Annotated in this window: 20 protein-coding genes; 8 read left to right on the top strand and 12 right to left on the bottom strand. The window is 60.6% G+C overall.

The features are described 5' to 3' along the window. Positions 1-46: 46 nt before the first annotated feature. Complete coding sequence (locus GA0061100_RS28065; protein ID WP_075856150.1) at positions 47-1,099, bottom strand: alpha/beta fold hydrolase; 1,053 nt, start codon at positions 1,097-1,099, stop codon at positions 47-49. Between the two features lie 359 nt (positions 1,100-1,458). On the opposite strand from GA0061100_RS28065, the gene GA0061100_RS28055 reads away from it, so the two are divergent. Both GA0061100_RS28055 and GA0061100_RS28050 read left to right on the top strand, forming a co-directional pair. Then, positions 1,459-3,231, top strand: a complete 1,773-nt coding sequence (locus GA0061100_RS28055) for a cytochrome c biogenesis protein DipZ (protein ID WP_075856148.1) — start codon at positions 1,459-1,461, stop codon at positions 3,229-3,231. Positions 3,232-3,281: 50 nt separating this feature from the next. Further along, positions 3,282-4,040 carry an alpha/beta fold hydrolase gene (locus GA0061100_RS28050; protein ID WP_075856147.1) on the top strand — a complete coding sequence of 253 codons (759 nt, stop codon included), beginning with the start codon at positions 3,282-3,284 and terminating at the stop codon, positions 4,038-4,040. Positions 4,041-4,083: 43 nt separating this feature from the next. Here the strand turns inward: GA0061100_RS28050 and GA0061100_RS28045 are convergent, their stop codons facing one another. Continuing rightward, positions 4,084-4,701: an O-methyltransferase gene (locus GA0061100_RS28045; RefSeq protein WP_075856146.1), complete on the bottom strand. Its 618-nt coding sequence runs from the start codon at positions 4,699-4,701 to the stop codon at positions 4,084-4,086. 103 nt (positions 4,702-4,804) lie between these two features. After that, positions 4,805-5,719, bottom strand: coding sequence for a LysR family transcriptional regulator (locus tag GA0061100_RS28040; protein ID WP_075856145.1), 915 nt, complete (start codon positions 5,717-5,719; stop codon positions 4,805-4,807). 94 nt (positions 5,720-5,813) lie between these two features. Here GA0061100_RS28040 and GA0061100_RS28035 point away from each other — a divergent pair, with 94 nt between their 5' ends. Next, positions 5,814-7,229, top strand: coding sequence for an aldehyde dehydrogenase family protein (locus tag GA0061100_RS28035; protein ID WP_075856144.1), 1,416 nt, complete (start codon positions 5,814-5,816; stop codon positions 7,227-7,229). 154 nt (positions 7,230-7,383) lie between these two features. After that, positions 7,384-7,878 (top strand): cytochrome b, encoded by a 495-nt coding sequence (locus GA0061100_RS28030; protein ID WP_075856143.1) that lies wholly within the window; start codon positions 7,384-7,386, stop codon positions 7,876-7,878. A 20-nt stretch (positions 7,879-7,898) separates the two neighbouring features. Here the strand turns inward: GA0061100_RS28030 and solA are convergent, their stop codons facing one another. The 6 genes from solA to GA0061100_RS28000 all read right to left on the bottom strand — a co-directional run bounded on the left by solA (position 7,899) and on the right by GA0061100_RS28000 (position 13,731). Then, a complete protein-coding gene (solA, locus tag GA0061100_RS28025; RefSeq protein WP_075856142.1) occupies positions 7,899-9,047 on the bottom strand; it encodes an N-methyl-L-tryptophan oxidase in 1,149 nt (382 codons plus the stop codon). Position 9,048: 1 nt separating this feature from the next. Then, a complete protein-coding gene (locus GA0061100_RS28020; protein WP_075856141.1) occupies positions 9,049-10,554 on the bottom strand; it encodes an HAL/PAL/TAL family ammonia-lyase in 1,506 nt (501 codons plus the stop codon). Next, on the bottom strand, positions 10,551-11,327 hold the full coding sequence (locus tag GA0061100_RS28015) for an ABC transporter ATP-binding protein (RefSeq protein WP_075856140.1): 777 nt from the start codon (positions 11,325-11,327) through the stop codon (positions 10,551-10,553). Before GA0061100_RS28015 ends, GA0061100_RS28020 begins: the two co-directional genes overlap by 4 nt. 22 nt (positions 11,328-11,349) lie before the next feature. Next, positions 11,350-12,054, bottom strand: a complete 705-nt coding sequence (locus tag GA0061100_RS28010; protein WP_075856139.1) for an ABC transporter permease — start codon at positions 12,052-12,054, stop codon at positions 11,350-11,352. Between the two features lie 10 nt (positions 12,055-12,064). Continuing rightward, the gene (locus GA0061100_RS28005; RefSeq protein WP_075856138.1) at positions 12,065-12,790 is read right to left on the bottom strand and encodes an ABC transporter permease; all 726 of its coding nucleotides are present in this window, start codon (positions 12,788-12,790) and stop codon (positions 12,065-12,067) included. 101 nt (positions 12,791-12,891) lie between these two features. Further along, the gene (locus GA0061100_RS28000; protein WP_075856137.1) at positions 12,892-13,731 is read right to left on the bottom strand and encodes a transporter substrate-binding domain-containing protein; all 840 of its coding nucleotides are present in this window, start codon (positions 13,729-13,731) and stop codon (positions 12,892-12,894) included. 194 nt (positions 13,732-13,925) lie between these two features. Between GA0061100_RS28000 and hutC the strand changes: the two genes are divergently transcribed. Next, positions 13,926-14,681: a histidine utilization transcriptional repressor HutC gene (gene hutC / locus GA0061100_RS27995; RefSeq protein WP_075856136.1), complete on the top strand. Its 756-nt coding sequence runs from the start codon at positions 13,926-13,928 to the stop codon at positions 14,679-14,681. A gap of 87 nt (positions 14,682-14,768) precedes the next feature. Here hutC and GA0061100_RS27990 read toward each other — a convergent pair whose 3' ends face one another. Next, the gene (locus GA0061100_RS27990; RefSeq protein WP_075856135.1) at positions 14,769-15,116 is read right to left on the bottom strand and encodes a hypothetical protein; all 348 of its coding nucleotides are present in this window, start codon (positions 15,114-15,116) and stop codon (positions 14,769-14,771) included. A gap of 246 nt (positions 15,117-15,362) precedes the next feature. On the opposite strand from GA0061100_RS27990, the gene GA0061100_RS27985 reads away from it, so the two are divergent. Next, the gene (locus GA0061100_RS27985) at positions 15,363-15,620 is read left to right on the top strand and encodes a hypothetical protein (protein ID WP_075856134.1); all 258 of its coding nucleotides are present in this window, start codon (positions 15,363-15,365) and stop codon (positions 15,618-15,620) included. Positions 15,621-15,656: 36 nt separating this feature from the next. On the opposite strand, the gene GA0061100_RS27980 is transcribed toward GA0061100_RS27985, so the two are convergent. Next, on the bottom strand, positions 15,657-16,094 hold the full coding sequence (locus tag GA0061100_RS27980; protein ID WP_075856133.1) for an Lrp/AsnC family transcriptional regulator: 438 nt from the start codon (positions 16,092-16,094) through the stop codon (positions 15,657-15,659). A gap of 143 nt (positions 16,095-16,237) precedes the next feature. On the opposite strand from GA0061100_RS27980, the gene GA0061100_RS27975 reads away from it, so the two are divergent. Continuing rightward, positions 16,238-17,287 (top strand): ornithine cyclodeaminase, encoded by a 1,050-nt coding sequence (locus GA0061100_RS27975; RefSeq protein WP_075856132.1) that lies wholly within the window; start codon positions 16,238-16,240, stop codon positions 17,285-17,287. A gap of 132 nt (positions 17,288-17,419) precedes the next feature. On the opposite strand, the gene GA0061100_RS27970 is transcribed toward GA0061100_RS27975, so the two are convergent. Further along, the gene (locus tag GA0061100_RS27970; protein ID WP_075856131.1) at positions 17,420-18,739 is read right to left on the bottom strand and encodes an MFS transporter; all 1,320 of its coding nucleotides are present in this window, start codon (positions 18,737-18,739) and stop codon (positions 17,420-17,422) included. Between the two features lie 240 nt (positions 18,740-18,979). Between GA0061100_RS27970 and GA0061100_RS27965 the strand changes: the two genes are divergently transcribed. Then, positions 18,980-19,864, top strand: a complete 885-nt coding sequence (locus tag GA0061100_RS27965; protein ID WP_075856130.1) for a LysR substrate-binding domain-containing protein — start codon at positions 18,980-18,982, stop codon at positions 19,862-19,864. The last annotated feature ends 18 nt before the right edge of the window (positions 19,865-19,882 follow it).

Here is a 19,882-nt window from a genome sequence, read left to right as displayed (position 1 = left end):
AAAGGCGCCAGCTTAAGCCGGCGCCTTCCCACGCGCTACCGCTGAACTAGAAACGATCAACATCTATCACAGCCTGAGCGAAAGCCTGCGGGGCCTCCTGGGGCAGGTTGTGGCCGATGCCGCCGGTGATGGTGCGGTGCTCGTACTTGCCCGAGAACTTGCCGCGATAGGCCGACGGTTCCGGATGCGGCGCGCCGTTGGCGTCGCCTTCCATGGTGATCGTCGGGATCGAAATCACCGGCCCGGTGGCAAGCTTCTTTTCATAGGCATCGAACTTCGCTTCGCCCTCGACGAGACCAAGCCGCCAGCGGTAATTGTGGATGACGATATCGACATGATCGGGATTGTCGAATGCGGCGGCCGAGCGATCATAGGTAGCGTCATCGAAAGCCCATTGCGGCGAGGCGGTGTGCCAGATCATCTTTGCGAAATCGTGGCGATTTTCCTGGTAGCCGAGACGGCCGCGCTCGGTGGCGAAATAGAACTGGTACCACCAGGCAAGCTCGGCCTTCGGCGGCAGCGGCTTGCGGTTGATTTCCTGGCTGCCGATGAGATAGCCGCTGACCGAGACCAGCGCCTTGCAACGCTCGGGCCAAAGCGCCGCCATGATATCGGCGGTACGTCCACCCCAGTCGTAGCCGGCAACGACGACCTTGTCGATCTTCAGCGCATCGAGAAGGTCTATCATATCAGCGGCAAGTGCTGCCTGCTGGCCGTTGCGCGGTGTATCCTTCGAAAGGAAGGTGGTGGTGCCGTAGCCGCGCAGATAGGGAATGATGACGCGATAGCCGGCATCCGCAAGCAGAGGCGCGACATCGACGAAGCTGTAGATGTCGTAAGGCCAGCCGTGCAGCAGCAGCACGACCGGACCGTTGGCGGGACCAGCTTCCGCATAGCCGACATTGAGCACGCCCGCATTGATCTGCTTCAGCGCACCAAAGGAAGTGTGGGTGCCGGCCTTGACGGCAGGCAGAGCCGAAGCGGAAGCCTTGGTTTCCTGTGCGCCGGCGATGGCCGGCAGGCCGAACTCGGCGGCTGCGACAGCGATTGCGGCAATGCCGAAGAAGCGGCGGCGGGTGTGATTGATATCGTCGGACATCTGTCTCTCCTGTGGATTGGATCGTGAGCTTAAGAAAGCCAGCCGCATGTATCGCCGATGTGTCGCAGACGGCCGCCTTTTGAATATCTGTGTAGCTTCAGGCCGCACAGATACAGTCTGATACAATCCGGTCCCTTTTCTCCCAGCGCGTCGGCAAGCAGCTGAACCACCAGCGAAATCGCACCCAAATCGGCCAGTTTGTATCGCAATGTATCGAAGCCGGGAACATCGACGTTTCGGTACATTCTCCCATCCAACCAGACACATTCGAGATACGTCGCCGACGGCAGATAGCGTCACTGCTGAGCACGGCGCGTCGCCGTTGGCAGCTAGCCAATCGCTTCTAAAGGAACAAGACGATGACGCTTCTCATCATTGCCTATCTCGGCGGTGCGCTGACGATCCTCAGTCCGTGCATCCTGCCCATCCTTCCCTTCGTCTTTGCCCGCGCCGGACAGCCCTTCGTCCGTAGCACGCTGCCCATGCTGGCGGGCATGGCGCTCACCTTTGCTGCTGTTGCGACCCTTGCCGCCGTCGGCGGTGCCTGGGCGATCCGTGCCAATGAATATGGTCGCCTCGCGGCAATCGTGCTGCTTGGACTCTTCGGCCTGAGCCTAATCTCGCCGCGCATCGCGACTGCGCTTTCGCGGCCAGTCGTCGATCTCGCCAACAATCTCCTGAATGCCGCAGGTGCTCAGCGCGCGACTGCAAGCGTCCGAAGCTCCTTCGTGCTCGGCATTGCGACAGGCCTGCTCTGGGCGCCTTGCGCTGGCCCGATTCTCGGGCTTGTCCTCACTGGCGCCGCCTTGAAGGGTGCCAATCTCCAGACGACATTCCTGCTGCTTGCCTATGGCGCCGGGGCTGCTACCTCGCTTGCCGTCGCCTTGTTTGCCGGCGGCAAGATCTTTGCGCGCATGAAGCAGTCCCTTGGTGTCAGCGAACGCATCCGCCAGTTCGCAGGAGCGGCCGTTCTTGCCGGCGTTGCGGCCATCGCGCTTGGCCTCGATACCGGGCTGCTCGCCCGCCTTTCCTATGCAAGCACCGGCTCGTTCGAACAGGCTTTGCTCGAGAAGCTGCACAGCAAGGCTTCGACTCCGGAAACCGAGGTTGCCAGCAACGGCGCCATGAAGGTTGCAACCGACGCCACACGCCCCTTCCGCAGCGACCTTCCCATCGAAGGCGCCGCCCCGTCCCTCGATGGCGCCGTCACCTGGCTGAATTCGGAGCCGCTGACCACCGCCCAGCTGCGCGGCAAGGTCGTGCTGGTCGACTTCTGGACCTATTCCTGCATCAACTGCATCCGCACCATTCCCTATGTTCGTGCCTGGGCGGAAAAGTACAAGGATCAGGGTCTTGTCGTGATCGGGGTCCATGCTCCCGAATTCGCCTTCGAAAAGAACGTCGATAACGTCAAGAAGGCGATCGCCGACTTCAAGATCGGCTATCCGGTCGCGATCGATAACGACTACCGCATCTGGCGCGCCTTCGAGAACAACTACTGGCCGGCCCACTACCTGATCGATGCCAAGGGGCAGATCCGCTACCAGCACTTCGGTGAAGGCAATTATCGCCAGACCGAACAGGCAATTCAGGACCTCCTGCGCGAAGCCGGCCGCGACATGGCCCAGAGCGGCTCGGTTATTCCGGATGCGAAGGGTGCGGAAGCAAGCCCGGACCTCGGCCATATCCGCTCCGGCGAGACCTATGTCGGCTATAGCCAGGCAACCGGCTTCGTCTCTCCCGAAGGCCTGAAGGCAGATACCGCCGCCGACTATTCCGTTGCCAATCCCGGCCTCAACCAATGGGGTCTGGCGGGCACCTGGACGGTCGGCCCGGAAGAGGCATCGCTGAACAAGGCAGGCGGTGGCATCAGCTACCGCTTCAGCGCCCGCGACCTGCACCTCGTCCTTGGACCCTCGGCTGACGGAAAGCCGATCCGCTTTCAGGTGACCGTGGACGGAAAGGCGCCCGGCGCCAACCATGGCTCCGATATCGACGCCGACGGCAATGGCACCGTGACGGCAACCAAGCTCTACCAGCTCGTCCGCCAGTCCGGTGACGTCACCGCCCGCAACTTCGAAATCCGTTTCCTCGATCCCGGGGTCCAGGCCTACGCCTTCACCTTCGGCTGAAATTCCCTCTTCACCCCAAGCATGAACCTCAACTGACAGGAGTTACACCCATGAAGACCCGTTTTCTTTCCCTCTTCGCCCTCGGTCTTGCCGCAAGCACTTTTGCCTTTGCCGCACAGGCAGCCGAGGTCAAGAACATCGTCATCGTCCACGGCGCCCTTGCCGATGGTTCGGGATGGCGCAAGGCCGCCGATATCCTTGAGAAGGACGGCTTCAACGTCACTGTGGTGCAGGAGCCGATTACCTCGCTTGCCGACGATGTCGCTGCCACCAACCGCGTACTCGACCTTCAGACCGGGCCGAGCCTGCTTGTCGGCCACAGCTATGGCGGCATAGTCATCACCGAAGCGGGCAATCGCCCGGATGTCGCCGGCCTCGTCTATGTCGCGGCGTTTCAGCCGGACAAAGGCGAAAGCCTGATCAGCCTTGCAAGCTCCAAGCCGGCGGGCAGCATGAACATCCGCGAGACCAAGGACGGTCAATATCTCTATCTCGATCCGGCGACATTCGCAGCCGACTTTGCCGCAGACCTGCCGAAGGACGAGGCCACTTTCCTGGCGAAGTCGCAAGTCTTTGCATCGAAGGCCGCCTTTACCGCCAAAGTCGGCGATCCCTCGTGGAAGGCAAAGAAGAGCTGGGCCGTCGTCGCGACCAACGACCGTTCCATCAATCCGGACCTTGAGCGTGATATGGCGAAGCGCGCCGGCAGCGATGTCACCGAAATAAAGGGAAGCCACGCTGTCTTCGCTTCGCAGCCGGAAAAGGTCGCGGCCGTGATCGAAAAAGCAGCCAAGGAAGCCGGCAAGTAAAGCAAACGGCCGGCGGCCCCATGAATGGGGCCGCCGTTTTCCCTTATGCGGGATCGTAGCGGCTGACTTCGATCCCGGAGCCGACCGGCAACAGAATGGACGTGATCCCCGGCTTAGCGCGAACGGCGTCGCCGTAACGCTTCACGTCCTCATTGCCGGGCATGAACATATTGTCGGCAACGATGATCGCGCCGGGATTGAGCTTCGGATAGAAAGCTTCCAGGCAGGGAATGTAGAGATCCTTCCACAGGTCGACCAGAACGAAATCGACGCCGCCGGGAAGCGCCTTGATCATCTCGACGGCATCGCCGATCTGGAAATCAATGTGCTCCGACAGCCCTGCCTTTTCGGCCATCTCCCTGGCAAATTCGGTCTTGTAGGCGTGCAGCTCCATTGAGATGAGCTTCCCGCCGCTTGCGCGCGCGGCTTCGGCCAACCAGATGCCGGAATAGCCGAAGGAGGTCCCAAGCTCGAGAATGATGGGCGCCTTGAGGCTTTTCGCCAGAATATTGAGCAGACGACCGGTCTCCGGTCCGACGGCGCGCAGGCGTCGATCCTGGCCGCCATCGCGCCCGCCGGCCGGCATTTCCCGTGGCTTGCTGTGCTCCTCGCGAATAAGCTCATGATAGACTTCGAGAACGGCTTCGATCTTCTGGTCCATGGCAAACTCACCTTCCAAGCAATCGTTTCGATGATCTGTGAGGAAACATGGCTACATCCCCATACAGCGGCGCTCAAGCGCCATGAAGATTCATGTCCGAAACTTAATCTTTCCCCGGCGTTCCGCGCGAGGCATTCTGCTCGCGGATCAGCTCAATCAGCGCCCGCAGCCGCGCCGGCATCTGGCGTCGCTGGGCGAAATACAGGCTGAGCCCCGGATAGGGTGGGCTCCAATCCTCCAGCACGGAAATCAGCTCGCCGGCGGCTATATGGTCGGCAACGGTGCCTTCGCTGATATAGGCAAGCCCCGCCCCATCGAGGGCAGCGCTCAGCATCAGGTCGGAAGCATCGAGAATGAGGCTTCCCGGCGCATCAATGAGAATGGATTGACCGTGCCGCTCGAACTCCCAGCGATAAAGCTTGCCGCTCGCCATGCGGGCACGAATGCAACGGTGCTGCAGGAGATCGTCTGGAACGAGTGGGCGCGACCTGTTGCCGAAATAGGCAGGCGAGCCGACCACAAGCGAGCGCAGCGTCGGAAGGATGGGTATTGCGACCATATCCGTTGGCACGGACTCGGCAAGGCGCACACCGGCGTCAAAGCCTTTGCCGATGACATCGACAAGGGCATTATCGGTGACAATCTCGATTTCAACATCGGGATAGCGCCGGCCATATTCGAGGATAAGCGGCGCAAGAAGTATGCGCGCGGCACCCGGCGCCATGTTGAGGCGAAGCGTGCCCGATACCGCGCCGGAAGATAGACCCGCATTTTCGATCGCCCTGTCGATCACAGCCAGCGCCGGAGCCACCTCCGCAACGAAACGTTCCCCGGCATCCGAGAGCGTCACGCTGCGCGTTGTTCTGTTGAATATCCGCACGGACAGGCGCTCCTCCAGCGCAGCAACCGCATGGCTGAGCGCGGAGGAGGACATGCCGAGCTCGCGCGCAGCCGCACGGAAGCCGCCATGGCGCGCAACGGCCGCGATCGCCTCAAGCTCCGCCAGACTTGCCTTCATTGCGCGATTTTTCTCATCAGCCTGTCCATTTCTGTCCTACTAGACCGAACAGATAGCGCGTCTTACCTCTTTCGAAAAGATAAAGGAGACGCATATGCGCAGCATAGACACCATCTATATCAACGGCAGCTTCGTTCGGCCGCACGGCACGGAGAGCGCCCCTCTTTTCAACCCGGCCACCGAAGAACAGATCGGCATCGTACATCTTGGCGACGAGCTGGATGTCGACAATGCCGTCCGCGCTGCCAAAACGGCATTTCCGACGATGTCGCAAAGCTCGAAAGCCGAGCGTATCGCCATGTTGCAAAGCTTGCACGATGCGGTCGCAGCACGTACCGCCGATCTCACCGACGCCATGCGCGAGGAATATGGCGCGCCGGCATCCTTCATCGGCTTTTCGGTACCGCACGCAGCCGGTGCCTTCCTCAATATGGCGAAGACGCTCGAGACCTACGAATTTCGCCGTCGCATCGGCCACGCGGAAGTCGAGATGCGACCTGCCGGCGTCGCCGCCGCGATCACCCCTTGGAACAGCAATTACGGCTTTATCTGCAGCAAGCTCGCGACTGCCATTGCAGCCGGCACGACCATGGTGATCAAGCCCTCGGAAATGAGCGCGATCCAGACGCAGCTCATCACCGAATGCCTGCACGCGGCCGGCCTGCCGAATGGTGTCTTCAACATCGTCAATGGCTACGGCCATGTCGTGGGTGCCGCTCTCAGCAGCCATCGCGACATCGCCAAGATCAGCTTCACCGGCTCGACGGTAACGGGCCGGGCTATCCTTCAAGCCGCATCGGCGACCCTGAAGCGCGTGACGCTGGAACTTGGTGGCAAAAGCCCGAACATCATTCTGGACGATGCCGAGCTCGATACCGTCATTCCGCAGGTCCTTGCAGCCGGCTTTGCCAATAGCGGCCAGGCCTGTATTGCCGGCACCCGCATTCTGGCCCCCGAAAGCCGACTGGCGGAAATCCATGACCGCCTGATCCAGGCAGTTGCAACGCTCAAGGTTGGCGATGCCAGAGATCCCGCCGTCAGGATCGGCCCGATGGTCAGCCAGAAGCAGTGGGACCGCGTGCAATCCTATATCCGTCTCGGCCAGGAGGAAGGTGCCCGGCTCGTCGGCGGCGGCGAAGGACGGCCCGAAGGGCTCGATCGCGGCTGGTTCGTTCGCCCGACCATTTTCTCCGGCGTCAATAACGACATGAGGATCGCTCGCGAGGAGATTTTCGGACCCGTGCTGTGTGTCATCCCCTATCGCGATGAGGCGCATGCGCTCGAAATCGCCAACGACACGGTCTACGGCTTGCAGGCCTATGTCTTTTCCTCCGATGTCGCCAGGGCAAAGCGGATCGCCGAGCAGATCGACGCAGGCCGCGTCGTCATCAACGGTGCGCCGCACGAGCCGCAAGCCCCCTTCGGCGGCTTCAAGCAATCCGGCATGGGCCGCGAATTCGGCGTCTTCGGCCTCGAGTCCTTTCTCGAGCCACGCGCCGTGTTGAGCTGATGCAACGAAGCCCCGGAGAAACCTGATAGTTCTCCGGGATATCTCCCTGGCTGGCAACGCAGAGCGGACCGCCTCAGCCCCTAAAGGACTCGCATTCAGGTTATCGTTAGAATCATGTTCTACCTTTAGAACAATTCCAATCTAAGGAGATCCGATGCCTGCCAGATCGACCTATTCTGTTCCGCAACGCATTCTTCACTGGCTTATGGCCATCCTCATCTTCTTCAATCTCTTGTTTCCCGATGGCATGAACGCCTGGCGGCGTCTCGTGCGCCACGGGCAGATCCCGACGCCGGCCGATATCTCCAGCGCCAATATCCATGCCTATGCCGGGATCGCGATCCTGCTGCTGGCTATCGTGCGCCTTAGCTTGAGACTGGTGTCCGATGTCCCAGCGTTGCCGGACGGTCAGCCCGCGTTTCTGCACTACATCGCAAGCATCACGCATTTCCTGCTCTATGCACTGATCTTCGCAATGCCCCTATCGGGAATAGCCGCCTATTATTTTGGTATCGATACCGCCGCCTTCGTCCATGGCGGCCCGATCAAGACGCTGCTTTGGATTGTCGTCGTGCTGCACATCTTCGGAGCGTTTGCTCAGCACTTCTATTTCAAATCGGATGTCCTGCGACGCATGACAATCGGCTAGACCGTCCGCGAGATTGGCGGCTAAGCCGATTGGCCGCCAAAGTGCTTCTCGAAGGAGAAGAGAGCCGTCGGCAGTGCGCTGCCGCCTTCAAGCGCCAGATCGGCGAGGATCTCGCCGACAACGCTCGTAAATTTGAAGCCGTGGCCGGAACAGGCCGACGAGACCACGACATTTGGCTGTCCTGGCATTGTATCGATTAGGAAATCCTCGCTCGGCAACATGGTGTAACGGCAGGTCGTCGCCCGCGCGCGAAACGATGCTGCCTCCGGCAAGCGCTTGCGGGCAAAGCCGTCAAGCAGATCGGTGTCGGCGTCATTGACCGGCGGATTGGGCATGGTCGGGTCGATCGGCTCCCTGAAATGCGCGTGGCGGCCGATTTTGACGCCATCGACACCGATGGCCGGGAAACCGAAATAGGAGCCTTCTGCCCCTTCGTCGCGCAAGAAACAGGGCATGCGCTGCGGCTCGGCGACGAAGCCATCCTTTGGCTGGTACCAGGCGACCACCTGCCGGATCGGCTGCGCATGCGCCTGCAATTGCGGCACCAGCTCGGCGATCCATGCACCGGTTGCCACGATCACCTTGCGAGCGCGATATCGACCTGTCGAAGAAACCACCGTCACGCCTGCATCATCGGGCTCAATGGCAACAATGCGTTCGCCAAAATGCAGCACAGCACCATCTTCCGCCGCAAGCTTCAGATAGCCCATGACCGCCGCTTCCGGACGCACATACCCGCCCTGCGGATCAAGCAGCCCGACCTCGCCTTCCTCCAACGCGAAGGCCGGAAAGCGGCGCTTCATGGCGTCACGGTCGAGTATTTCATGCGGTAAACCGTGCAGATCGCAGGAGGCGCGCGTGCCGCTGACGATCTTGCTGTCCGGCGCCCCGATCTGCAGAACGCCCGTAACCGTCAGGATCTCGGCACGCAATCTTTCCTCGAGCGAACGCCAATTGTGATAGGCGCGCTTCAGCAGAGGAACATAGGACGGGTCCTCGAAATAGCCGAGACGGATCAGACGGCTGTCGCCATGCGAGGAGCTGAGCGCATGAGCGGGGAAATGCGCCTCGATGCCGATTACCTTCGCACCGCGAGCGGCGGCAAAAGACACGGCAGCACTTCCCATTGCGCCGAGGCCGACGACGGCAACGTCGAATTCCGCAGGCATCTTATGCTCCAGTTTCATTTTTGGCAGGTGGCGCGACCTGAGCGATCATGGCCCGCAAGGCCTCCATATCCGCATTCAGCGGGCGATCGTCGCCATAGATCGGCACGCATGAACGAGCCGCCGTGTAGACACGTTCGGTTCCCGCCGCCCGTGTTCCCTGCGAGACGAGAAAATCGTGAGCCTGCGCCGCCGCCATCAGCTCGATCGCCAGGATGTATTCGGCATTGTCGAGGATGGTGAGCAGCTTGCCGGCGGCCGCTGTCGGATGGGCAAGGAAATCTTCCTGAAGGCCGGAGGTCAGGCCACCATCAAGCGATGCGGGAGCGGCCAAGCGCCTGTTGTCGTTGCTGAGCGCGGCTGCCGTGTATTGCGCGATCATGAAGCCGGAATGGCTCCCGGCATCGCTCGCGAGGAAGGGCGGCAGGCCGCTGACCAATGGATTGACGAGGCGATCCGTCCGGCGCTCGCTCATGGCTGATATCTGAGCGATAGCGATCGCCAGGCTATCGGCGGCCTGTCCGAGGGCCGGAGCCACCGCATGCGCTTCGGAAGAGACGATCGGCTGTTCCGGCGTGCCCGAAACAGCCGGATTATCCGTCACCGAAGCCAGTTCCTGATCGACGATACGAGCCGTCTGCTCGAAGACATCCCAGGCTGCGCCATGCGCGTGGGGGACCGACCGCAGGCTCAAGGCATCCTGTGTCCGCCGGCCAAGAGCCGCAGCGACGAGGCCGCTGCCATTCAGGCGGTTGCGCAGGCTGCGGCCGACCTTGGCAATGCCTGCCGATGGGCGTAACGCCAGCACGTTTTCGTCGAAAGCCGCCATCTGGCAGCCCACGGCCTCCAGCGTCAGGGCGGCAATGGCATCGGCCCAATCCAGCAGGCGGTCGGCGCGGGAGACGGCGAGCGCGGACAATCCGGTGGCGCAGGCCGTGCCGTTCACGAGGCTCAGGCCTTCCTTGGCGCCGAGCACCAGGGGGCTGAGGCCAATTGCTGCAAGCGCCTCGCCGCCGCTCATCGACTTGCCCTTCACGATAGCTTGGCCCTCGCCGATGAGGACGAGCGCCGTATGGGCATTGTGCGTGAGATAGCCGGCAGAACCCTTGGACGGGATTTCCGGAATGCAGTCATGTTCCAGAAATGCCGCAAGGTGGCGGACGATCTCGGGCCGGACGCCGGAATGGCCATGGGCGAAATTGGCGATCTGCGCCGCAATGATCGAACGCACCTCGCGCGCCGGCAACAAGGGACCGACACCGCAGGCATGGCTAAGGATGATGTTGCGCGACAGCCGGCTCTGCGAGTCTCGATCAACAACCGTATCGGACAAGGCGCCGACGCCGGTATTGATGCCATAGGCGCGCACGCCCGTTTCGACGATACGCTCGACGATACGGCTTGCCTGGACAACTCGTTCCCAGGCAACATCAGAGAGAGACAAAGGCTCACCGGCACCGACGCGCGCGACGTCGCGCCAGGACAATAGCTTGTCGATGGTGACGGTCATTGCCCGTTTCCGAAATGACCGATGAACTGGCGGAAGGCCGGCGACGCGCCGCCGCCGAACATCTCGTCCGGCGTGCCGCTGCTTTCGACAAGGCCTTCCTTCATGAAGACGACCCGGTTGGAAACGTTGCGAGCAAAGCTCATTTCGTGGGTCACGACCAGCATCGTCGTACCTTCCTCGGCAAGCGAGCGCATGACGCGCAGCACTTCACCGACAAGCTCGGGATCGAGCGCCGAAGTCGGCTCGTCGAACAGCATCAGCTTCGGCTTCATGGCAAGGGCGCGTGCGATCGCCGCACGCTGCTGCTGGCCGCCGGAGAGATGGGCGGGATAGGCGTGGCGCTTGTCGGCAATGCCGACCTTCTCCAGCAGCGCTTCGGCCTCGGCAATGCATTCAGCGCGTGGACGCTTCAGAACGTGAACCGGACCCTCGATCACATTCTGCAAAATGGTCATGTGGGACCAGAGATTGAAGCTCTGGAACACCATACCGAGTTCGGAGCGGATATGATCCACCTGCTTGTGGCTCGCCGGATAGCTCTTGCCATTCTTGTGAACCATGCGGATCTGCTCGCCATCCACCCAGATCTCGCCATCGGTGGCGATTTCGAGGAGGTTGATGCAGCGAAGGAAGGTCGATTTGCCCGAGCCGGAAGCGCCGAGCAGCGAAATCACATCGCCATCCTGAGCATCGAGGGAAATGCCGCGCAAGACTTCATGAGTACCGAAGCTCTTGCGGATGTTGCGGACGGAAAGTCGGGTGACACCTGGCATGATTTGCCTGCTCCAGTAAGCTTTAGGCCTTCAGCGCCGGCGGGATCGCACGGCGATGGCGGGACAAGGAATATTCCAGCAGGGCCATGGCCTGCAGAATGACGAAATTCAGCACAAGGTAAATGATCGCGGCGCAGATGAAGACTTCCATCGTGCGATAGGTCTGCGAGATGAGCCGCTGGGCGACGCCCGTGACCTCCCAGACCGTGACGAGACTTGCGAGCGCCGTCGACTTCATCATCAGCACGATCTCGGTCGAATAGGCCGGCAGCGCGTGGCGAAAGGCGATCGGCGCAATGATGCGGCGAACGAGCAGAAAGCCAGACATGCCGATAGCGCGCGCCGCCTCGATCTCCTTTGGCGAGACGGCACGGATGCCGCCGCGAAAAATCTCGGCCGAATAGCCGGCGGTGCAAAGTGCCAGCGACAGGATCGCGCAGACGACCGGTTCACGCAGGAACGGCCAGAGGAATGAGTAGCGGATGATCGAGAATTGCGCCAAACCGTAGAACACCAGGAACATCTGGATCAGCAGCGGCGAACCGCGGAACACGAAGATGTAACCCTTGGCAAAGCCGGACAGGATCGGATTGCCGCTGACGCGCATGGCGACGATGACAAGCGCAAGAATGCCGCCACACAGGATCGACAGGAAGAACAGCAGAAGCGTCATCGGCACTGCTTTCAGCAGCGTGACCATCGTGCTCGAGAGAAAATCGAAATCCATATCTTCCTCCTCAAGCCTGGCCGATCGTCGCAGCCGGCATGCTGCGATTGGCGCGTCGTTCGGCCTTGTTGAAGATGCGGTCCGACAGGCTGGTCAGGACCAGATACAGAATGCCGCCGGCGATGAAAAAGAGGAAATATTGGCGCGTAGAGCCCGCAGCCACCTGGCTGGTGCGCATCAATTCCGCAAGGCCGGTCACCGAGATCAAAGCGGAATCCTTGAGGCTGAGCTGCCAGACATTGCCGAGGCCGGGAATGGCGAAGCGGAAGACCTGCGGAATGATGATGCGGCGAAGACGCAAGCCACGATGCATGCCGATTGCAGACGCCGCCTCAAGCTCGCCTTTGGAAATGGCGAGATAGGCACCACGAAAAACCTCTGCCTGATACGCGCCGGAAATGATACCGACGGCGAGAGCACCCGCGGCAAAGGACGGCAGGCCGAGAAAACCCTCGTAACCAAGCCATTTGCCGATCGATGTCACAGCCGACGAGCCGCCGAAATAGATCAGATAGATGATCAGAAGCTCGGGAACACCGCGGAAGACAGTGGTGTAGATATTGCCGAGCGTCTTCAGCACCAGGCTTCCGGAAAGCTTCGCGAAAGCAATGATCGCACCCAACACGGCCCCGATGGCCAAAGCCGTCGCCGTGACGGCGAGCGTCATCAAAGTGGCCACGAGCAGCAGCGCGCCCCACCCGTTCGAGCCGAAGCCCAGCAATTGCAAGCTTGCCATAGATCCAATCCCTGTCTGTGGCAGTTTCAGGCGTCAGGATATCATGCGGTCCCCGGCAGCAAAGCCGGAGACCGAAAATAGCGGCCCGCAGGCCGCACGGATCATTCCGGGCTGACGTCGACCTTGAACCACTTCATCGACAGGGTCTTGATGGTGCCATCGGCAAGGGCAGACTTGATCGCCTCGTTGAACTTGTCGCGCAGATCGGTATCGGCCTTGCGGATGCCCAGGCCTTCGCCCTCGCCCCAGATGGAGCCGGCGATTTCCGGACCGGTGAAGGCAAGCGAGTCGTTGGCGCTGGCAAAGGCGTTCGCGAAGTAGACGGCATCGTCGAAGCCAAGATCGATACGGCCATTCTGCAGATCAAGATCGCGGTCGGCGCCGGTCTTGTATTCGCGGATCGTGGCGATCGAGCCGAAATTGTCATAGACGAACTTGGCATAGACGGTTGCGGCCTGGATGCCGATCGTCTTGCCTTTGAAGGCTTCCTTCAGGACGTCGATTTCTTTGACGCCGGTCTGGCCGGGGGTCATCTTGATCGTGGCGCCGGTGCCTGCAGCATTTGCAAGCGGGCTATCCTTGGCGGTCGCGAAGGCGGCGGGCGTTGCAGCGTAAGGAATGGTGAAGCCGATGACCTGCTTGCGCTCGTCGGTGATCGAGAGAGCATCCATGATGACATCGAACTTGCCGGCGTTCAGCGCCGGGATCATGCCGTCCCAGTCGGAGGCGACGAGCTTGCAGTCGATCTTGGCGCGTTCGCACAGAACCTTGGCAAGCTCCGGCTCGAAGCCGCCGAGCGTGCCATCGGCATTTGTCATGTTCCAGGGGGCGTAGGCACCTTCCAAGGTGATCGTCGCCGTCTTCCAGTCCTTGGCGACAGCCGGAGCCGCAAACGCGGCGGCAGCCATGACGCCTGACAAGAGAATTGCACTGAATTTCATTGTGTAGAGCTCCTCTGAGGTTGAAACAGGCCTTGCAGCACTTCCTACCGATCTTCGCCGGCTTGCCCGCTTTCCCAATTAAATTTTTAGGGTTGATTGCGAGGTTGTATAGGGTACCATATGTGATAATTTATGATATGCAAGTGGGAAAGTTGTTTTCGAGGCAGATTCACCCGGTGCGAAGGGAATAGGCAATGAAGCGTTCCGGCGAGATGAAACGCGAACTGGCGGAAAATGATGCCGCACCTCTCTATGCCGGCGTCAAGCAGATGATACTCGACCGCATTCATAGTGGCGAGTGGCCGCCCAAATATCGCGTTCCCTCCGAAAACGAACTGGTGGTCGAACTTGGCGTCAGCAAGATGACGGCCAATCGCGCACTGCGGGAACTGGCCAATGAAGGCGAGCTCGTCCGCATTCAGGGGGTCGGCTCCTTTGTCGCCGAGCGCAAGGGCGCATCGGCCCTGTTCGAGGTTCGCAACATCGCCGAGGAAATCGCCGAACGCGGCCATTCCCACCAGGCAACCGTCATTGTCCTTGCCCAGGAAGCCGCCTCGCCGGACGTCGCCGACGCACTGGAACTCGGCATCGGATCACCGGTTTTCCATTCGCTGATCGTGCATAGCGAGAATGGCGTGCCGGTGCAGATCGAGGACCGGCATGTCCACCCAGACGCCGCACCCGACTACCTGCAGCAGGATTTTACCGACATGACGCCGAACGCCTATCTCTCGGCCGTCGCTCCGCTCAGCGGCTCAGAACATGTCGTCGAAGCCGTCATGCCGCAGGCCTGGGAATGCAAGCTGCTGACGATCCTGAAAACCGAACCCTGCCTGATGATCTGGAGACGCACATGGTCGGCGCGCGGCATCGTCTCTACGGCGCGGCTGGTTTATCCAGGACATCGCTATCGGCTGGAGAGCCAAAGCGGCAAGCCATCGGACCGCTAGTTGTATATGGAAGATATGAGCATTCATTTGCTCTGCGAAAGCACAGTCGATGCATAAGGTCGACTGGCTTAATGTGCTGCGGGCAAATTACGACGCCTGCAACATGCACTCCATGAACAATGCACCCAAAAGCAGACCTGATACCGTCGCAAGCACTTTCAAGATCGCACGCTCGATCCGCAGACACTTCTGGGGTAGAATCAACGCGAGCGCCTCGCTTGCAGCTGCGACCAGTATGCACACAAGAGCAATGATGCGGCGGTCTTCGGGGTAAGCCATGACAAACAGAAATCCCAAAAGGCCGAACGGGATGACGCTGTCGATGCTCGCCATTGCCATGAACGGATACTTCGTCCCGACCGGGACGACCGTGGTCACAACGATCAGGCCGAGCACGGTCCAGGCAAGGGCGTAGGCGAGTAACGTAAGTTCCATACGAAATCATAACAACAAGCCGCGAGTTTTCAAGCTACGTGGCACGGCGTGCCTGCGCTTCCGTTCGGCTCGACTGCCTGATGGCCGATCCCCGCGCAAGAGAACCAAAATGGCTCGTTATATCGGCCATGGCCGCCAGCGCGATTGACAAAGCTCTGCCATATTGGATGTATCGGCGATGTGGTCCGTCGGCTAGCGGCCGTGCGCTCCTACCGACATCTTTTGCAAATGAGATAGGGTCCAACGATGTCTGACACAAATCCCGCGGCGCAGCCAGCCACCTGGCGCATCGTGCTTGCCGCCATCTTTGATTTCCTGACCGCCTTCCTGGTTTTCGGCTACATTATTGCATCTGTCTTCGGCGGCAAGACGGCGGACGGCTTCCAGCTCAATGGCCTGCCGGCGCTGCTGCTTTTCGTTCTGATCGTCGCCTATTTCATCTTGTTCAATCGCTTCCTGGGCGGCACCCTATGGAAGCGCATATTGCGTGCGCGCCGCTCATAACAGGCCGGTTACGAGCGGCAACCTTTAATGTGCCTATCAGAGGCTGCTCAGCAACAAGCTGGTCTCGCTGTTCGCAACACCATCGATCATCCGCACCTCGCGCAACACGCGGTCGAAGTCGGACAGGCTGGTCGCACGGATATTGGCGACCAGGTCCCAATTGCCGTTCGTCGTATGCAGCGAATAAATTTCGGGCAGGCCCCGCAGCCTGCGAATGACCTGCGTCGTCGATTTCCCGACGACTTCGATCATCATGACGGCGTGAACGGTTTGCTCTTCATAGTCTTCCCGGACCCTTACGGTGAAGCCGAGCAGCGTGCCCGTATCGATCAACCGATCCAACCGGTTCTGCACCGTGCCGCGCGCCACACCCAAGGCATCCGACAGTTTGGAGAGCGAAGCACGGCCATCGGCGCGCAGATGAGCGATGATACGCCGGTCGAGGTCATCGGGAATATATTTGGCGAGCGTCATCGCGCGATCCTGATCTTGTCCATTTCGTCAAAAATTATGGGTAATTTGTACAAACCCATGCCAAAACTGGCACAGTTTTGCGATTTCAGTCAATCGATCCGCTTGGTACCCTAGGGCAAATGATTTCCATCGAGGATACGAGAATGTCCGCACCGCTCCCATCGGAAAGAGCTTTCATTCCCTTCGTCAGCGTCGAGAACATGATGCGGCTCGTCCATCATGTCGGCATCGAAACCGTGCTCATTGAACTCACGGATGCCATCGAAGCGGATTTTCGCCGCTGGGACCAATTCGACAAGACGCCCCGCGTCGCCTCCCACTCGCATGACGGCGTCATCGAACTGATGCCGACCTCGGATGGGGCGGTCTACAGCTTCAAATATGTCAACGGCCATCCGAAGAACATGGCACAGGGACTGCAGACGGTGACCGCCTTTGGCCTGCTTGCAGAGGTTTCGACTGGCTACCCCGTGCTTTTGACCGAGATGACGCTGCTGACGGCGCTGCGCACGGCGGCAACCTCGGCGATGGCGGCAAGACATCTGGCGCCTGCCAATTCGCGCCGCCTCACCCTGATTGGCAACGGCGCACAGGCTGAGTTCCAGGCACTGGCGATGAAGGCGGTTCTCGGTATAGAAGAAGTCCGCCTCTACGACATCGACCCGAGAGCGACGGAAAAGACAGCGCGCAATCTTGCGAAGACCGGCCTGAAGCTTGTGCCCTGCACCTCGGCTCAAGCCGCCATCGAAGGCGCCGATATCATCACGACCTGCACGGCCGACAAGCAGTATGCCACGATCCTCACCGACAACATGGTCGGCGCCGGCGTCCACATCAACGCCATCGGCGGCGACTGCCCCGGCAAGACGGAGCTCCACCGCGATATCCTGCTGCGCTCCGACACCTTCGTCGAATATCCGCCGCAGACCCGGATCGAAGGCGAAATCCAGCAGATGGACCCGGACTATCCGGTCACGGAACTCTGGCAGGTCGTAAGCGGCCGTGCCAAGGGCCGCAGCAGCGACAGGCAGATCACGCTGTTCGACAGCGTCGGTTTCGCGATCGAGGATTTTTCAGCCCTGCGCTACGTCCGCGAAAAGCTGGCCGGCACGGACTACTTCCAGAAACTCGACATCATCGCCGACCCGGACGATCCGCGCGATCTCTTCGGCATGCTGCTGCGGGCAGCCTAAAGCAATTCCAGGAAAAGCGCGCTGCGGTTTTCCGTCCGGAAGTGCGTAGAAACAAAATGCTCTAAGAAAAGACAATGGCGGTCGCCTTCACGACCGCCATCGAAACACATCCATTCTTCACGTTGGGCGATTTTAGCCCTTGCTGCCGGAGGCGATCAGGTCCGGCTCGCGCACACGACCGTTCAGCGAGAAGGCCAGCAGGGCCGACAGCAGCATCAGCGCCCCAACTATGAACATCGGCAATTGATAAAGGCCGGTCGCATCCTTGACGACGCCAGTCACATAAGGCGCGGCAAAGCCGGCAATGTTGCCGATCGTATTGATCAACGCGATGCCGGCCGCGGCCGCCGGTCCGGTCAGGAAGCGTGACGGAATGGCCCAGAAATTCGGTAGCGCGGAAAAGATCGCGCAGGCCGTCAATGTGATCATGACGATCGTCGCTTCAGGCGAGCCCATATAGAGCGCCGCCGGAATGCTGAAGGCGCCGACCAGAGCCGGAATGCCGATGTGCCACGGCCGCACACCGCGCCTGGAGGCATCACGGCTCCAGAAGAACAGGGCAAATGCCGCCGGCAGATAGGGAACGGCCGTGATCAGCCCCTTGTCAAAGACATCGAACTTGGTGCCGAATTTCGTTTCGAAGCCGGCAATGATCGTCGGCAGGAAGAAGGCGAGCGCATAGAGGCCATAGATCAGCCCAAAATAGATGACCGACAGCAGCCAGACGCGGCCATCCGTCAAGGCGAGACCGGTCATCTTGCCATGCGCGGCCGCCTTGGCCTTTTCCTCGCCGGCGAGCTCCCGATTCAGCCAATCCTTCTCCGCCTGCGTCAGCCATTTTGCGTCATCGGGCCGATCAGCAAGATAGAACCAGGTGACGATGCCGACGATGACAGCCGGAACGGCAACCCCGAAGAACATGACACGCCAGCCCTCCAGGCCGAAGAGACCATGCATCTGGATCAGCATCGCCGCGAAGGGCGCACCGATGACCGTCGTGAGCGGCTGGGCGAGATAGAACAGGGCCAGGATCTTGCTGCGATGCTTGGCCGGCACCCACATGCTCAAGAACAGGATCGCCCCCGGGAAGAAACCGGCTTCGGCAACCCCGAGCAGGAAGCGCAGCACATAGAGCTCCGTCGCGCTCGACACCCAGGTAAAGAGCAGCGCGACGATGCCCCAGCTCACCATGATGCGGGCAAGCCAACGGCGCGCACCGTATTTATGGAGCGCGAGATTGCTCGGGATTTCAAGAACGATGTAGCCGAAGAAGAAGATGCCGGCAGCAAAACCGAACTGCGCTGCCGTCAGCGCCAGATCCGTCGTCATGCCATTCGGCCCGGCGAAGGAAATCGCCGTGCGGTCAAGGAAGTTGATGAAGAACATCAAGGCGATAAACGGCACCAGCCGCTTCGAAACCTTTGATATGGCCGAACGCTCGACCTGTGACATTTCCTGATTACCGGGCTGCAATGAAAATCCCTCCCCCCGTGCTGAAATCCTTACGACGCAGCGATCCACTTGCGTTGATGACAGAACGGAAACTCCGACTTCCCTTCCAGCTCCTGCCTTCGGCCGCATACGCCCTCGAATATCCTTGATCTCTAACGGGATGGACAAGCCGCAAGCAAACGATTTAATCTCCCGATCATGTGAGGAAAAATCACATCACGAGACAGCGGAATCGAAAGAATGAGCGGCCCTCTTCCATCCTTGAATGCCCTTAAGGCATTCGAAGCGACTGCCAGGCACCGGTCGATGACATTGGCCGCAGACGAACTCTGCGTCACACATGGCGCGATCAGCCGGCATATACGCGGGCTCGAGGAGACGTTGGGCGTCATCCTCGTGACCCGCCGGGCGCATTCGACCGAGCCGACCCCGGAAGGACTGCGTCTGGCGGAAGGGCTGGCGAGCGCCTTCGGCCTGATGCAGGCAAGCGTCGAGCGTGTGCGCCCGAGCCCGCTGACGCTGTCCTGTTCCTCCTCGATCATGATGGGCTGGATCATTCCGCGCATCGGCCAGTTCCACGAGCGCCATCCGCACATCGCCCTTCAGTTCAACATGAACTACGACCAGATCGACTTTGTCCGGGACAAGATCAGCCTCGCCATCCGCTCGAGCGTCATCGATCCCCCGAAGGATGCCATCATCCGGGAGCTCGGCGGCGAGGCCATCGGCCCTGTCTGTTCGCCCGAATATCTGAGCCGCTCCGGCATTTTGCGTCCCGATGATATGGAACATGCATCGATCCTCTCCACGCAGACACGACCGCAAGCCTGGAGCGATTGGCAGGCCATAGCCGGACAGGCGGATCTGCGTCTGACGCCGCAAGCGGCCTTCGACCATTTCTATCTGCTGATCCAGGCGGCGGCATGCGGGCTCGGCATGGCGGTCGTGCCGCAGATGCTCGTGCTCGATCAGCTGGCGTCGGGCCGGCTTGTGGCACCTTTCGGTTTCCTGCCGGGACCGCGCCGCATGGTGCTCTGGATCGCACCGCACATTGCCGGAAGGCCCGATGCCCTGGCGCTCGAAAGGTGGCTGACGGCCGAAATGCATGCAAGGCCCGACACCTGACCGCCGCAAGCGGATCGG

This window comes from Martinezella hainanensis, from assembly GCF_900094555.1.
Taxonomy (GTDB): Bacteria; Pseudomonadota; Alphaproteobacteria; order Rhizobiales; family Rhizobiaceae; genus Rhizobium; species Rhizobium hainanense.
The sequence above is the reverse complement of the archived record's forward strand: the minus strand, read 5'-3'. Positions and strand labels throughout refer to the sequence as shown.